The 14,478-nt window shown below is 33.7% G+C and carries 13 protein-coding genes and 1 tRNA gene; 9 read left to right on the top strand and 5 right to left on the bottom strand.

Features of this window, described 5'->3' with window-relative positions; all coding sequences use genetic code 11:
* Positions 1-21 precede the first annotated feature (21 nt).
* The 4 genes from M9C82_03215 to M9C82_03200 all read left to right on the top strand — a co-directional run bounded on the left by M9C82_03215 (position 22) and on the right by M9C82_03200 (position 5,773).
* Positions 22-2,454, top strand: a complete 2,433-nt coding sequence (locus M9C82_03215) for an AAA family ATPase (protein ID URQ72980.1) — start codon at positions 22-24, stop codon at positions 2,452-2,454.
* A gap of 62 nt (positions 2,455-2,516) precedes the next feature.
* Entirely contained in the window at positions 2,517-3,125 is a 609-nt protein-coding gene (locus M9C82_03210; protein URQ72979.1) for a hypothetical protein, read from the top strand.
* 3 nt (positions 3,126-3,128) lie between these two features.
* Entirely contained in the window at positions 3,129-5,171 is a 2,043-nt protein-coding gene (gene ligA / locus M9C82_03205; GenBank protein URQ72978.1) for an NAD-dependent DNA ligase LigA, read from the top strand.
* A gap of 32 nt (positions 5,172-5,203) precedes the next feature.
* Positions 5,204-5,773: a transglycosylase SLT domain-containing protein gene (locus M9C82_03200; protein URQ72977.1), complete on the top strand. Its 570-nt coding sequence runs from the start codon at positions 5,204-5,206 to the stop codon at positions 5,771-5,773.
* On the opposite strand, the gene M9C82_03195 is transcribed toward M9C82_03200, so the two are convergent.
* Together M9C82_03195 and M9C82_03190 are read right to left on the bottom strand one after the other, a co-directional pair.
* Complete coding sequence (locus M9C82_03195; GenBank protein URQ72976.1) at positions 5,766-7,022, bottom strand: acyl-CoA dehydrogenase family protein; 1,257 nt, start codon at positions 7,020-7,022, stop codon at positions 5,766-5,768. The two genes, M9C82_03200 and M9C82_03195, sit on opposite strands and share 8 nt — an antisense overlap.
* A 65-nt stretch (positions 7,023-7,087) precedes the next feature.
* A complete protein-coding gene (locus M9C82_03190) occupies positions 7,088-8,197 on the bottom strand; it encodes an acyl-CoA/acyl-ACP dehydrogenase (GenBank protein ID URQ72975.1) in 1,110 nt (369 codons plus the stop codon).
* A gap of 45 nt (positions 8,198-8,242) precedes the next feature.
* Here M9C82_03190 and M9C82_03185 point away from each other — a divergent pair, with 45 nt between their 5' ends.
* The 3 genes from M9C82_03185 (at position 8,243) to M9C82_03175 (ending at position 9,699) form a co-directional block, all read left to right on the top strand.
* Positions 8,243-8,878, top strand: a complete 636-nt coding sequence (locus M9C82_03185; GenBank protein ID URQ72974.1) for a hypothetical protein — start codon at positions 8,243-8,245, stop codon at positions 8,876-8,878.
* Between the two features lie 22 nt (positions 8,879-8,900).
* Positions 8,901-8,985, top strand: a tRNA-Leu gene (locus tag M9C82_03180).
* 9 nt (positions 8,986-8,994) lie between these two features.
* The gene (locus M9C82_03175) at positions 8,995-9,699 is read left to right on the top strand and encodes a peptidase E (GenBank protein URQ72973.1); all 705 of its coding nucleotides are present in this window, start codon (positions 8,995-8,997) and stop codon (positions 9,697-9,699) included.
* Position 9,700: 1 nt separating this feature from the next.
* Here M9C82_03175 and M9C82_03170 read toward each other — a convergent pair whose 3' ends face one another.
* Positions 9,701-10,498: a VOC family protein gene (locus tag M9C82_03170; GenBank protein ID URQ72972.1), complete on the bottom strand. Its 798-nt coding sequence runs from the start codon at positions 10,496-10,498 to the stop codon at positions 9,701-9,703.
* An 81-nt stretch (positions 10,499-10,579) separates the two neighbouring features.
* Here M9C82_03170 and M9C82_03165 point away from each other — a divergent pair, with 81 nt between their 5' ends.
* Together M9C82_03165 and M9C82_03160 are read left to right on the top strand one after the other, a co-directional pair.
* On the top strand, positions 10,580-11,842 hold the full coding sequence (locus M9C82_03165; protein URQ72971.1) for an acyl-CoA dehydrogenase family protein: 1,263 nt from the start codon (positions 10,580-10,582) through the stop codon (positions 11,840-11,842).
* A 17-nt stretch (positions 11,843-11,859) separates the two neighbouring features.
* Positions 11,860-12,867 carry an NADPH:quinone oxidoreductase family protein gene (locus tag M9C82_03160; protein ID URQ72970.1) on the top strand — a complete coding sequence of 336 codons (1,008 nt, stop codon included), beginning with the start codon at positions 11,860-11,862 and terminating at the stop codon, positions 12,865-12,867.
* Here the strand turns inward: M9C82_03160 and M9C82_03155 are convergent.
* Both M9C82_03155 and M9C82_03150 read right to left on the bottom strand, forming a co-directional pair.
* Entirely contained in the window at positions 12,857-12,991 is a 135-nt protein-coding gene (locus M9C82_03155) for a DUF2256 domain-containing protein (protein URQ72969.1), read from the bottom strand. The two genes, M9C82_03160 and M9C82_03155, sit on opposite strands and share 11 nt — an antisense overlap.
* Entirely contained in the window at positions 12,988-14,478 is a 1,491-nt protein-coding gene (locus M9C82_03150; protein ID URQ72968.1) for a cryptochrome/photolyase family protein, read from the bottom strand. The genes M9C82_03155 and M9C82_03150 overlap by 4 nt, the downstream gene beginning before the upstream one ends.

Genomic DNA, 14,478 nt, shown 5'->3' with positions numbered 1-14,478 from the left:
AAATAAGACTTTCATATAAATATGAGGTTAAAAAACATTAGCCTATCTGGTTTTAAATCTTTCGTTGATCCAACGAAGATTTCCTTCCCCAGCGAAATGTCAGGAGTTGTTGGTCCAAATGGTTGCGGTAAATCAAATATTATTGATGCAGTTCGATGGGTAATGGGGGAGATATCTGCCAAAAATTTAAGAGGAGACTCAATGGCAGACATTATCTTCAACGGATCCTCCTCAAGAGCACCTTCTGCAAGGGCCTCCGTCGAATTATTGTTTGATAATGGAGATGGAAGAATTGGTGGCGAGTTTTCGTCCTATTCAGAAATTAGCGTCAAAAGAACTGTAGATATAGATGGTAAATCTACTTATTACTTAAATAATTCTGAGTGTAGAAGAAAAGATATAACCGATATCTTTCTTGGAACTGGATTGGGACCAAGAAGCTATGCTGTCATAGAGCAAGAAATGGCTACTAAATTGATTAGTTCGAAGCCAGAAGAACTTAGAGCATACATAGAAGAAGTTGCAGGTATCTCTGTTTACAAAGAAAGAAGAAAAGAAACAGAATCCAGAATTAAAAGAACGAAAGAAAATATAAACAGAGTCTCAGACATAAGTGATGAAATTGATCGTCAATTATTAAAACTAAAGCAGCAAGTAAAATCAGCAGAGAGATACAACGACTTAAAAAAGAAGGAACAGAAATTGAATTCATTGTTGAAAGCTTTCAACTGGCAAGAAAAAAATGAAGCCGCTGCCAAACTAAACATTTCGATTAAGGAAACGGATTTGGAAATTGAAAAAATAAATTCTAAAAAACAAGAAATTCAAACCAAAATTGATAAATCAAAAGTAAGGCAAGATGAAATTCAGACTGAAATAAATAAAGCACAAGAGGAGTTTTATTCTAGCGGCGCAAAACTCTCTAAATCTGAGCAAGAATTAATTTTTCAAAAAAATAAAAAAAACGAGTTGGCTATTCAAAAAGAAAATCTTGAAAATGAATTAAAAACTTTTACCAGTCAAAAAGATGTTAACAGTAAAGCTTTAGATGAGCTTAAAATAAATCTAAAAGAAAAGGAGCCGCTGCTTGAAAGAATGGATGCTTCCATTTCTGAGATAGATGGAGCTCTATCTCCAATATTTCTGGCTAAACAGATCCTCTTAGAGTTAGAGGATGTAAAATCAAATTTGGCTAACCACAAAAATAATTTTTCTAAATTTAGCCCTAATTCTTTAGATCAAATTTACTCTTCAATAATCAAATTCGACGACAAAATGAAAAAGCTAGTTGATGCAATTGAAAATCAAACATCAGAACAAGAAGAAAAATTTGTCGTGCAAAAAGATAAATTGCTAAGTCTCAGCTCTGAAATAACTAATTTAAAAGTAAAAATCGCTCAGGTAACAAGTGATCAAGATTCTATGAACAAAGAAGAAGAAATGAAAAAAAGGCTTTTAATTAATACACAAAAAGAAATCGAATCTTTGGAAGTACCCATTAAAACCCTCGAGGTGGAAATAAAACCTCTCTTAGAGTCAAGAAGTAATGTTGAGGATTCTTTAATGGAAATTAGAAACGAATTCTCAAAGTTGTCTGAAGAGATTAGATCTCTAGAAAGAGCTTCCCATGATTGCGATTTAAATGCTGAGAAAATCAAACGAGACTCTCAAGACTCAAAAATTAATAGACAAGGTTATCTTTCTGAGGCAGAAATATATCTGAAACAACTAGAAAAAGACGGTCATGATATTAAAACTTTACTTAATGAAATTACCACAGAAGATACCGAAGAAAACTATATTGAACAAATTACAAAAGTTGAACATTTAATTGAAAGGATTGGCCCAATTAATTTAGCAGCAACAGAAGAATATAAACTTGAAGAAGAAAGAAAAAAAGAAATAGACAATCAAACCGAAGAATTAGAGAGTGCGTTAAAAACTTTAGAGAATGCAATAAGAAAAATTGATCAGGAGTCTAAAACTTTATTCAAAGATACGTATGACAGCTTAAACATCAAAATTGGAGAACTTTTCCCTAAACTTTTTGGTGGCGGCCATGCTCAATTAGAAACTACTTCAGACGACATTTTAGATACTGGAATTATCTTTAAAGCGATGCCTCCCGGTAAAAAAAATGTAAATGTGTCACAACTTTCTGGAGGCGAAAAAGCTCTCTCATCTATAGCTTTAGTGTTTTCTTTCTTTTCTTTAAACCCAGCTCCTTTTTGTATCCTCGACGAAATAGATGCACCTTTAGATGACTTCAATACTTCAAGATTTATTTCGATGGTTGAAGAAATGTCAGATAGAGTTCAATTTATATTTGTGACTCATAACAAAATTTCTATGGAAAAAAGTAAGCATTTAATCGGTGTTACAATGCAAGAACCCGGTGTATCTAGACTAGTTACAGTAGATATTGAAGAAGCTATCAAAATGGCAGCAGTTTAATGAGCATAAATGAAATTATAATTTTATTGTTAGGAATCATAATTTCCATCACCTTGTTGTTAATGTTCAGAAGACTTTTTTTTGGAAAAAAAGCTTCGATAGAAATAAACAAAAAAGTTAATTCCAGAGAGTTATTTGAGCCAGTTCAGACATCAGAAGAAAAAATTGACAAAAACCAAGCGTCCATTGATGAAGAAATATCAGATGACTATGATGAATCGATAGAATCAGATAATTATGATTCAGTTTTTAAATCCAATGAAAAGACAGATTTAATAACAATTCACCTTGAAGCTGAGGAAAATGTTTTCGAGTATGAACCTCTCATTCACTTTCTTAAAAATTCAGACTTTGATTTTTCAGATGAGGGTGGATGGTTCAAAATTAATTTAGAAGAGGAAAACAATTTTCTTTTTGTAAACGGACTAAATCCTGGAAAGTTTTCACTAGAAGAAGACATAATTTCTACCAATGTAATGACTTTGATTTATTCGATGAGACCAAAGACTAATTCAGTAAATGCTCTAGCAGAGCTGATTAAATTTTCAGAACTAGTGGCAAAACAATTCTCATCTCAAATACTTGATTACGACAGAAATGTATTGACACAACAAATGGTTGAGCATTATTCTCAAATGGCTGAAGAATTTGACTTAAATAACCTATCTTAATCAATGGTATCTAAGCGAGATATCAAAAATCAACACACTGATCTCAAAAAAGAAATAACCTATCATAACGATAAATATCATGTCGATGATGCACCGGAAATCAGTGATAGAGAATATGATCTTCTTTTTAAAAAACTTAAAGAACTAGAATCAAAACATTCTTTTTTAGATGTATCTGATTCACCTACCAACCAAGTAGGAGGGGTGAAATTATCTGAATTAAAAGAATTTGTGCATGAACTACCTATGCTTTCTTTAGACAATGCTTTTGATGTACAAGATCTTTTTGACTTTGAAAAAAGAAATATAAATAAATTAAAAGGTATGGTTCTATTTGATTATATTGTTGAACCAAAAATTGACGGTATAGCGATAAGCTTGCTTTATGAAGATGGGGTTTTAATAAAAGCTGGCACAAGAGGAGACGGGGCAATAGGAGAGGATGTAACTCATAATGTCTTAACTATTAAAGGCATACCTACTAAGTTAAGTTCTGAAAATAGAAAAATCCCAAAAAAAATTGAAATTAGAGGTGAAATTTTCATTAATATTTCAGACTTTAAATCCTTAAATAATACTTTCAAAAAAAGTAACCAAAAGGTATTTGCAAATCCAAGAAATTTTGTCGCCGGAAGCGTTAGACAGTTAGATTCATCCATTGCATCTAAACGGCCTTTAAACATTTACTGTCATAGCGTCGGATTCATTTCAGAAGGAGGTTTTTTCGAAACACAAGCTGATATGGTCGAGACGTTTCAAGATTGGGGGTTACCAACTTCTGATGATTACAAACTTTGTAAAAATATTGAAGAAGTAAATAGTTATATAAGTCATCTCACCACAAAAAGAAATAAATTAAATTATGAAATTGATGGAATAGTAATTAAGGTCAATGACAAATTGTTACAAAATAGGTTGGGAGCATCTTCAAGATCTCCAAGATGGGCAATTGCAAAAAAATTCGCTGCTGAAGAAGGAGAAAGCAAAATCATTTCAATTTCTTTCCAAATGGGAAGAACTGGCGCATTGACTCCAGTTGCAAATTTAGAGCCAGTTAAAATTGGAGGGGTGACTATATCAAATGCAACTCTTCACAACATGGATGAAGTGAAAAGATTAGACGTAAGACAAAATGATTATGTAAAAATAATAAGAGCTGGGGACGTAATTCCAAAGGTTACTGAAGTTTTAATTAATGAGAGAAAAGCAGCTGCAAAAAAAGTGCTTCCCCCAAGTCATTGTCCAACTTGTAAAGAACCAATAAACTTTTTTGAATCCAATACACCATTGTTAGATTGCAATAAATTGAAAACAACAGACCAAAATTGTTTTGGATTTTCTCAGTTCAAAGAAACTTTAAAACATTTTGTTTCAAGGAATGCTATGGATATTGAAGGACTTGGTCAAAGAACAATTGATGTGTTTGTTGAAAAAGGTTTTTTAAAATCAGTTACTGACCTTTATAAACTATCTAAATCGCAAATTATCGATTTAGAGGGATTTGCTAGCAAGTCTACCGATAAGTTATTGGATTCAATTAATAGTAGTTTGATAACCGACTTACATAGATTTGTTTATGCTTTAGGCATTAAGGAAATTGGGTTAGAAACCTCTAAAAACTTATCAAAATACTTCAATAATTTAAATTCAATTCAAACGGCTAAGTACGATGATTTTATACAGGTTGATGATGTGGGTGAAGTCGCTGCTACAAATCTAGAAAATTTTTTTTCTAACACCGATAATAAAAAAATATTAAATGAATTTTTGAAGCTTGGTTTAAAACTTAAATTGCAAAATAAACCTACATTAAGTCATTTAACAAATAAGATTATTGTCATCACTGGCAAATTGTCACAGTATTCTAGAGAGGATTTAAAAGGGCGATTAGAATTAATGGGGGCTAAAGTAACTAACAGCGTTTCAGCAAAAACTGACTTCCTCATTGCCGGAGAAGATTCAGGTTCCAAATTATCGAAAGCGAATAAATTAAATATTAAGATTATTTCTGACGAAAACTTAGAATCATTTATTGATAAAACATGAGAATATTTCAATTATTTTTAGTAATTTTAGTTATGAGTTCTTGCGTAACTTCTCCACCCAAAAGTCCAAATAACATATGTGAAATATTTGATGAAAAAAGAAGCTGGTATAGAGCGTCTATTAAGACTTATAAAAGGTGGGATATCGCTCCTTCAATTACTATGGCTTTTATCAAGCAAGAATCAGGATTTCAACAAGGAGCTAAACCTGAAAGGGAAAGAATATTTTTTGGATTAATTCCTTGGAAAAGAAAGAGTAGCGCTTATGGTTACGCCCAAGTTGTAGACGGTACTTGGGATCTATACAAAAAAGAAACAGGAAGAAACTTTGTATCAAGAACGAATTTTGCGGATTCTGTAGACTTCATTGGTTGGTACAATAAAAGAAATAGTAAAAATCTTGGTATACCCATTGATAACGCTAGATTGCTCTATTTAGCGTATCACGAAGGACCGGGTGGTTTTAAACGAGGATCTTATAAATCTAAACCTTGGCTAACTGATATTGGAGATAAGGTCCAACGCTCAGCCGATAGATACAAGCAGCAATTTAGAGGCTGCAAAAATAGATTACGAAATCCTTTCTATTTTCTATTTAATTAGATTTGTCGCCAGTAGGAATTTCGTTGAATGGCACGTTTTTGTCCAATCTAACGTCTTGTGGCATGCCAAGGACTTGTTCAGCAATAATATTCCTTAATATTTCATCTGTACCGCCCGCAATTCTAATCAAAGGGGCGCCTAGAAGACTACCGTGATATTTCATATTGCCATCACTATTAATTCCAGCTTGATCAAGAATATCCATTCCAAAATTTGCAATATCTTGAAGCTTGTTTGCGCTCACAATCTTTGTGATCGAAGCCTCTGGTCCAGGAGTTTCTCCTTTAGACAAAGCAGAAATTCTTCTCATCTTTGTATTTTTTAAGCCCGAATATTCACAATACCAATCGGCAAGTTTTTCCCTAACAGCTGAGTTTTTAACTGCTGGTTCGCCATAAAAATCGTTTTCTTTTGCTAGTTCGAAGATTTCTTTAAAGTCTACACCAGAAGCATCGCCAACAGCGAGACGTTCATTCATAAGTGTAGTCAATGCTACTCGCCAACCGTCTCCAACATCTCCAAGTCTTTGTGAATCAGGTATTTTAACATCGGTAAAGTAAACTTCATTAAAGTTTGCACCACCATTAATTTGTTTAATCGGGCGAATTTCTATTCCTGGAGATTTCATATCAAGAAAGAAATAGGTTAGACCTTTGTGTTTAGGAGCGTCAAAGTCGCTTCTAGTAACCAAAATACCCCAATCTGAGTAGTGTGCTCCTGAAGTCCAAACCTTTTGACCATTTATTGTCCAAGTGTCGCCATCTAATTCTGCTTTTGTTTTGATACCAGCTAAATCTGAACCTGCGCCAGGCTCACTAAATAATTGACACCATATTTTTTCTCCTTTAGCCATAGGAGGTAAATGTTCTTTCTTTTGTTCTTCAGTGGCATACATCATCATTACTGGGCCAGCCATACCTTGACCAATTTCGAAGAAGCCTCCTGGGATAGGGAACTTAGATTCTTCTTGAGACCATATTACTCTTTCAATCGGAGTTGCATCTCTACCTCCATAATCTTTGGGCCAATGTAAACAAGCCCATCCTGCATCGTACTTTATGGTTTGCCATTTTTTTGCTAATTCGAGAGACTTACTCTCGTCCATAGGTGTTTTGCTAGGTTCTGCAGAAGATTTTGAAGATTTGTCAGTGGCTGATCTTTCACTGTCAAATTTCTCGAAATTTGTTTTAAGCCATTCAGAGGCTTCCTTTCTAAATTTTGCTTCTTCTTGAGTATCGTTAAAATCCATAATTTCCTCTTTTAAAACTTAGTTAAACAATTTATTAAAATAATTACTAGCTGTATAACTGAACATTATATCTGTAAATTACTTTTTTCTATCGAAGAAATGAGCTTTTCTTTCCAAACTCCCTGGCTACCTATGTTACTAGCAAGTAGTCTAGATCTTCGATAAAACAAATGACAATCAAATTCCCAAGTCGCACCCATACCGCCATGAGTCTGAATGTTTTCTTTGGAACATTCATAAAATGCCTTTGTGGCACTTACTCGAGCAGTTGCAGCAGCAGTGGGAAGCTCGGCAGCTTCATTAGATAAAGCCCAAGCTCCGAAATAACAATTTGATCTAGCCAATTGCAAAGAAATATACATATCAGCAACCTTATGTTTGATGGCTTGAAATGAAGCAATGGATCGCCCAAAAGCATACCTCCCTTGAGCATAATCTTTTGCCATATTCATTGCCGCTTCTGCACCACCGATTTGTTCAAATGAAAACAAAACTGCTGATTGATCAAGGATTTTTTCAATTTCCAGCCAACCATCTGAAACAAGCTCTTTTGCATCAGCTTCAGATATATCTAAATTTGCATGTGATCTTGATGGATCAAAAGTATCTAGAGATGAAATTTTTATTTTATCTGTATTTAAATCAATTAAATACAACCCCACTCCAGATTCATTTTTAGCAGAAACAATTACAAAATCAGCAATGTCAGCATCTGGAACGGCTGCTTTTGAACCAGAAATTTTTCCTGCCGTATATTTACAATTAATACTTTTTTCTAGTGGGAATCCAGAACTTTCAGCATGGGCAAATGTACCAATGATCTCTCCTGACGCAAGTTTAGGTAAATATTCTTTTTTTAGCTCTTCATCAGCGCAATTTAAAATAGCTGTAGTTGCTAAATAGACACTTGAGGAATAGGGCACGGGAGCGATCGCTCTTCCTAATTCTTCAGCAATGACACATAGTTCTAGATAGCCCATACCAATACCGCCGTATTCCTCAGGAATAGTTACTGCTGTCAAACCCATTGCAACTAAAGAGTCCCATAACTCTTTGTCAAATTTTTCCTCACCTTCAAGTACTGTTCTATTTCTTTTTAAGGAATTTTCTTTGTCGAGAAGTTTTTTAACTTCCTCTTTCATCGCCATCTGTTCGTCTGAAAATTCAAAATTCATTTTTTCTCCCTTTGAAATGTTATTTCTATAAAATACAAATCTACAATGAATCAGGACAAATTAAAAGCAAATAAGCTATCAGATAGGGGCTTAGTCACCAGAAAAATATTTGCATCTTCTCAAGTACCACCGCGATCATTAGTATTGCCTTTGATTTTTCTATCGCTATTTATTTTCTTCTTTTATTGGTTTTATAGTGGATTAACGCAACAACAAGAAAACTTAAATCAAATTAATTCTAGGTTAATTAGTATTGAAGAAAGTGTATTAAATCAAAATAATAGTTCCGAAGAGAGAGTTGGAAGTATTTTGCAAGATATTAAGTTGCTTAATTCAGAAATTAGAAAATTATGGGACCTGAGTAATAAAAGAAATAAAAAAAATATTTCTTTGCTAGAAACAAGAGTGAACGAGATCACGGAAGCTACTAATACTACCAACCAAAATTTTGATGAAATAAAAAATAGAATGGAGAAGTTAAACGTTTCAATTTCAGAAGTTCAGGGTAGATTGGCAAAATTGTCTTCTCTTGAATTAAGCACAGGCATCTATGATCAGAAATTTAATGAACTTTTTGAAGCCATCGACTCAATAGATGCTTATAGAATTCAGATAAATCAGCGATTACTTGATATAGACAAAGAATTAAATTCCTCTGACTTGAATAGCAGTCCAGAATAGATTAATTTAGCAATCCTTTTATGCGGATATGGTGGAATTGGTAGACACGCTGGTTTTAGGTACCAGTGCCGAAAGGTGTGGGGGTTCGACTCCCTCTATCCGCACCATGAGTAATTATGGTTAGAGAACGAAATATCGTTGCGATTGGAGGTGGTGGTTTTGGCCGTGATCCAGGCGAAGGTATCATTGAAGAATACATTCTCAAGCAAACAAAAAAAAAGAATCCTAATATTTGCTTTATTCCTACTGCAACTGGTGACAATGAAGCCTATAAAGTAAATTTTTATGCAACTTTTTCAAAACTAAAATGTAATCCTTCACATTTAGATTTTTTTAAAAGAACACCCGACTTAAAAAGATTAATTTCAAATCAAGATGCAATCTTTGTCGGCGGCGGAAACACAAAAAGTATGTTAGCTGTATGGAGAGAATGGGGTTTGGATAAGATTTTAAAGAAAGGATATAAAGATGGAATTGTGATGAGCGGCGTGAGTGCTGGCGCCATTTGCTGGTTTCAAAACGGAATTACTGATTCATGGAGTTCAAATTTAAAAATAATGCCCTGCATGAATATTATTAAAGGAACTTGCTGTCCCCACTACGATGAGGAACCAGAAAGAAGGCCGACAGTAAAAAAAATGATTATGTCTAAGAAAGTAAAAAAAATCTTTGCCGTTGATGGAGGAGCGGCATTACATATCAAAAATGAAAATATTTTTAAGTCAGTAAGTTTTAGAGAGCATAAGAACTCTTATGAAGTTAGTTTAATGAGAGGTAAATTAGCGGAGAGAAGCTTTAAAAAATACCTAATTAAAAAGTAAATTATTCTAAATGTTCAACTAAAAGGGTGGGTATTTTAATTTCATCAAATTTAACTGTCGCTACTAAGGTATCTTTTTTTCTGCCTTTTCTAACTTCACTTACATTTAGATTTTTTTCAGCTAGCCTCTCACAAGTCTTTTCAATATTTTTTGTCTTCCAAGCAAGACCCCAAAAGTTATCTTCTCCTGGAACTTTGTTATCAATAACTTCTATGGTTGCGTGGCCTGTTCTGAAAAATAACATTCTACCTCCCCATTCTTCTACCATTTGATCAAGCGCAAGTCTAATTCCTAATTTTTCTTTATATAAATTGATCAAGTTATCTCCATTATTGGTTGTGACTACTAAATGGTCTAAAGCGAATAAATCAGAATCTATGTTTTTATTTGGTAATGGAGAATCGTAATGATTTAAAGAAAGCTTAAATTTTTTTGATTGCTTTAGATCATTTGTTTGAAAAGTTATTTTGTTTCCTTCGGTTGTTTCTACAACTTCAATGGTCGAGGATTCTTTCATTTTTTCAAAGATTTCTTTATTTTCACATCTAAGAGAAAATCCAAACAAGCCACCATTTGGATTATCATAAAAAAAATTAGATAACTCTGAGTTTTCTTTGCTTTCTAAATGACTTATTAATTCAAGTCGAGTATTTTCAAAATTATAAATTAAACTTTTGTAACCAATATTTTTCTCTTCCACCTCAAATGCAGGTGAAGAATCAAAGAAATCATTAAAAATTTTTTTGGATCTTTCTAGATCACTTGTCGCGACAGAAATTCGATCGAGAGAATTAATCATTTAGTATGGTTTTATAACTTAATAAATATACTAATTTTTAAGGAAATGTGTAAAATTTCTAACACAATTGGAGAATAAACTATGAATTTCGAACATTCAGACAAAACTAAAGAATTATTAAGCAAAATCCAGCAATTTATGGACGATCACCTTTATGAAGGTGAAAAGACTTATCATCAGCAACACGAAGAAATGAGTGCTAACGGTAAAAGATGGGAACAACCTCCTATTTTAGATGAATTAAAGGCGAAAGCTCAAAAGGCAGGCCTGTGGAATTTGTTTTTACCAGAATCAGAATACGGCTATGGTTTGACTAATCTTGAGTATGCACCTTTGTCAGAGTTAATGGGAACTGTAGGAATTGCTTCAGAAGTTTTCAATTGTTCGGCCCCAGACACTGGAAATATGGAAGTTCTTGATAAATATGGAACGGATGAACAAAAAAAAGAATGGTTGGAGCCTCTACTTGCCGGTGAAATAAGATCTGCTTTTGGAATGACTGAGCCAAATGTAGCTTCTTCAGATGCAACCAATATTTCGAGCTCTATTGTTGAAGATGGCGATGAATATGTCATCAACGGAGAAAAATGGTGGACTTCTGGAGCTGGAGATCCAAGATGTAAGATTATTATCTTCATGGGGGTTTCAAATCCAGACAATCCAAAACACCAAAGACAATCGCAAATTTTAGTGCCAATGGACACTCCTGGAGTTGAAATTTTGAGAATGATGACGGTTTTTGGCAATGACGATGCTCCACATGGACACGCTCACATGAAATTTACCAACGTCCGAGTTCCTAAATCAAATATGATTTTAGGTGAAGGAAGGGGATTTGAAATTGCTCAAGGAAGATTAGGCCCAGGAAGAATTCATCATTGTATGAGAACTATCGGTGTTGCCGAAAGAGCATTAGACTTGCTTTGCAAAAGATCTCTTGAAAGAGTTGCATTTGGGAAGCAATTAGCTGAGTTAGGCGGAAACTACGACATCATTGCGGATTGTAGAATGGAAATAGAAATGTGCAGATTACTAACTTATAGAGCCGCTGATCGCATGGATAAGTTAGGAAATAAAATCGCTAAATCTGATATAGCTCAAATTAAAGTAGCAGTTCCTAAAATGGCACTTTCAGTAATTGATAAAGCAATTCAAATACATGGCGGCGGAGGTGTCTCACAAGACACTCCTTTAGCAAGAATGTATGCAGGGATGAGAACTTTAAGATTAGCTGATGGTCCAGACGAAGTTCATAGAAGAACAGTGGCTCGTATAGAATTAAGTAAACATCAGGCTGCTCAATCTAACGTAGAAAATATCAAATCAAAATCAGCGCAAGGATAATTTTTTCTTGCTGATTAATGAGTCAAAAGTTAACTGAGGGATTTGTTTGCTCAAATCTTTCAGATAACTTTGAAGGACTGTCTTTTAAAAAAATACCTATCTCTTCAGTAGAAGAAAATTCTGTAAAAGTCTCAATAAAAGCCGCTTCTTTAAATTTCCCAGATTTATTAATGACTCAGGGAAAATATCAAAATAAACCCAAATTACCTTTTGCTTTGGGAATGGAAGGGGCAGGAATTGTCTCTGAAGTTGGTTCACAATCTTGCACTTTCAAGGAGGGGGATGAAGTCATGTTTGGAAGTTGGGGGCATGGGGCGATTGCGAAAGAAATTGTTCTGCCAGAATCTATGCTTTCACAGAAACCAAAATCTTTTTCTTTTGAAGAAGCTGCTGCTTTTAAAACAGTTTATTTAACAGCTTTTGTAGGTTTAATTAGGAGAGGAAATTTAGTGGAAGGAGAAAATCTTTTAGTTCATGGAGCTACTGGAGGGGTAGGTATGGCTGCTGTAGAACTTGGAAAACTTTACGGTGCACGAGTGATAGCTACTGGAACTTCAGATGAAAAACTAGAGATTGTAAAATCTTGGGGGGCTGACGAGATTGTGAATACTTTGGAAGCTGGTAAAACTTCTTTTAGAGAAGAAGTAAAGGAATTAACAAATGGTAATGGAGCAGATGTCATTTATGATCCCGTAGGCGGTGATGTGTTTGATGAATCAATAAGATGTATTAACTGGGGTGGAAGACTTTTGGTCATAGGGTTTGCGGGAGGCAGAATTTCAAATCTTCCAGTAAATTATCCTCTTATCAAAGGTTTTTCAGTTATCGGTGTAAGAGCAGGAGAGTACGGTAGAAAAAATCCAGATCTAGGAAAAGAAAACATCGACATCATTAACAATTTAGCAAATGAAGGAAAATTGAAACCTCACATTTGCAAAATCTTTAGCTTTGAACGTTCGCTTGAGGCTTTAAAATACTTAAAAGATAGAAAATTGATAGGAAAGGTAGTAATTTCTATTTCTTAGCTTTATTTCTTCTGCATCTTTCACTGCAATATCTCACTTCGCTCCAATTTTTTTTCCATTTTTTTCTCCAGCTGAAAGGTTTTTCACAGACTGGACAAATCTTTTCTGCGGTATTTTTTTTCATTTTGTAAAAGTTTCAAAGAAATTATTAGCCTCTTTGAAGATTTTCTTTTTCCGCTCAGGTTTCATTTTATCTAGCGATCTGGGGATGATTGATAGACGCGGATTTGACCTAAAAAAATCTATATTATCTTCCATAAATTTCCAGTAAAGACCGTCTACAACATCACACCAATCTCCTTTTTTATAATTACTCATTTTAAGAAGATAGTTTGATCCGCAGGAATACGGCTTGGTAGCAAAAATTCCTCCATCTGCAAATGTTCCCATTCCAAAAACGTTTGGAGTCATTACCCACTCAGAGGAGTCTATGAACATTTCCATAAACCATTTATAGATTTCCTTAGGATCTATTCGGGCCAAAGTCATTAAATTACTTATTATCATTAATCTCGGGATGTGATGAGTAAAGCCAAATTTCAGGCAATTTTTAATCGCATCATCTAAGGGCGGAATTCCTGTTTCACCTGTATACCATTCTTTTGTCAGTTTTTTTGAATGACTGAAAAAGTTTGAATTTTCTTCTTCTTTTCCTTTCAAGTGATAAGTACCCCTAATAAATTCTCTCCAGCCAATTATTTGCCTTATAAATCCTTCGAGTGAATTTAGAGGAATTTTATTTTTTGCAGCATATGAAATGGATCTTTCTAAAACTTCTTTTGGAGTCAATAAACCTATATTAAGAAGTGGGCTAAGGGCGCTGTGAAAAATAAAATTATGCTCAGTGTGCAGCGCGTCTTCATAAGTTCCAAAATTATGAAATCTGTAGAAAAGAAAATTGTCTAGCCATAATAATGAATCCTTTCTATTCATTGGGAACCAAACCGTTTCTAGATCTCCATAATGTGTTTTAAATTTTAAAGATATTTGGTTTTTTAATTTTTCTATATCATTCGAATGTTTAAATACAGGAAGCATTGGAACATCTATTTCTTTAGGAAGTTTCTTTCTATTTTCGTCATCAAACGACCATTTACCTCCAATCGGTTTTTCATTTTCCATTAAAACGTTTAATTTTTTCCTCATCATTTGATAAAAAGAAACCATTCGTAGTGATTTATTTCCAAAAAAGTCCTTGAATTCTTCTCTATCACACAAAAACATAGGCGTAGGAATTTTTACTGATTTAATCTGGTTTGAAGAAATAAATTTATCTAATTTAGTTGCAAAAGTTTTATCTTCAATTTCAAAATGTAAAATATTATTAATCGAGTTTTTTTGAAGCGTTTTTTTTAATAATTCTAGGTAGGACGTATCAAATTCTTTTGTGTCGATGTCAAAATAAAAAACTTCGAAACCATTAGCTTCAAGACTTTTCTTGTATTCACGCATAGCTCCTAAAAAAAATAAAATCTTGAGTTTATGGTGTTTAAAATCTGTACACAGACCCAAATCTTCTTTCATGAAGATTTTTTTTGCACCAGTTTTCTTTATCTCTTCTAAAGGAAATAATTGGTTGCCAAGAATAATAAGTAAGTTATCATCTGCCAT

It is taken from the genome of SAR86 cluster bacterium (assembly GCA_023703675.1).
Lineage (GTDB): Bacteria > Pseudomonadota > Gammaproteobacteria > Magnimaribacterales > AG-339-G14 > AG-339-G14.
This window is presented reverse-complemented; position numbering and strand designations above follow the sequence as displayed.

What these genes read in the sequence shown, in the direction of transcription:
- M9C82_03165 (URQ72971.1), top strand. Translation starts at nt 10,580, where the DNA reads ATGAATTTCGAACATTCAGACAAAACTAAAGAATTATTAAGCAAAATC.
- ligA (URQ72978.1), top strand. Translation starts at nt 3,129, where the DNA reads ATGGTATCTAAGCGAGATATCAAAAATCAACACACTGATCTCAAAAAA.
- M9C82_03195 (URQ72976.1), bottom strand. Translation starts at nt 7,022, where the DNA reads ATGGATTTTAACGATACTCAAGAAGAAGCAAAATTTAGAAAGGAAGCC.
- M9C82_03150 (URQ72968.1), bottom strand. Translation starts at nt 14,478, where the DNA reads ATGGCAGATGATAACTTACTTATTATTCTTGGCAACCAATTATTTCCT.
- M9C82_03200 (URQ72977.1), top strand. Translation starts at nt 5,204, where the DNA reads ATGAGTTCTTGCGTAACTTCTCCACCCAAAAGTCCAAATAACATATGT.
- M9C82_03210 (URQ72979.1), top strand. Translation starts at nt 2,517, where the DNA reads ATGTTCAGAAGACTTTTTTTTGGAAAAAAAGCTTCGATAGAAATAAAC.
- M9C82_03160 (URQ72970.1), top strand. Translation starts at nt 11,860, where the DNA reads ATGAGTCAAAAGTTAACTGAGGGATTTGTTTGCTCAAATCTTTCAGAT.
- M9C82_03155 (URQ72969.1), bottom strand. Translation starts at nt 12,991, where the DNA reads ATGAAAAAAAATACCGCAGAAAAGATTTGTCCAGTCTGTGAAAAACCT.
- M9C82_03190 (URQ72975.1), bottom strand. Translation starts at nt 8,197, where the DNA reads ATGAATTTTGAATTTTCAGACGAACAGATGGCGATGAAAGAGGAAGTT.
- M9C82_03185 (URQ72974.1), top strand. Translation starts at nt 8,243, where the DNA reads ATGAATCAGGACAAATTAAAAGCAAATAAGCTATCAGATAGGGGCTTA.
- M9C82_03175 (URQ72973.1), top strand. Translation starts at nt 8,995, where the DNA reads ATGGTTAGAGAACGAAATATCGTTGCGATTGGAGGTGGTGGTTTTGGC.
- M9C82_03215 (URQ72980.1), top strand. Translation starts at nt 22, where the DNA reads ATGAGGTTAAAAAACATTAGCCTATCTGGTTTTAAATCTTTCGTTGAT.
- M9C82_03170 (URQ72972.1), bottom strand. Translation starts at nt 10,498, where the DNA reads ATGATTAATTCTCTCGATCGAATTTCTGTCGCGACAAGTGATCTAGAA.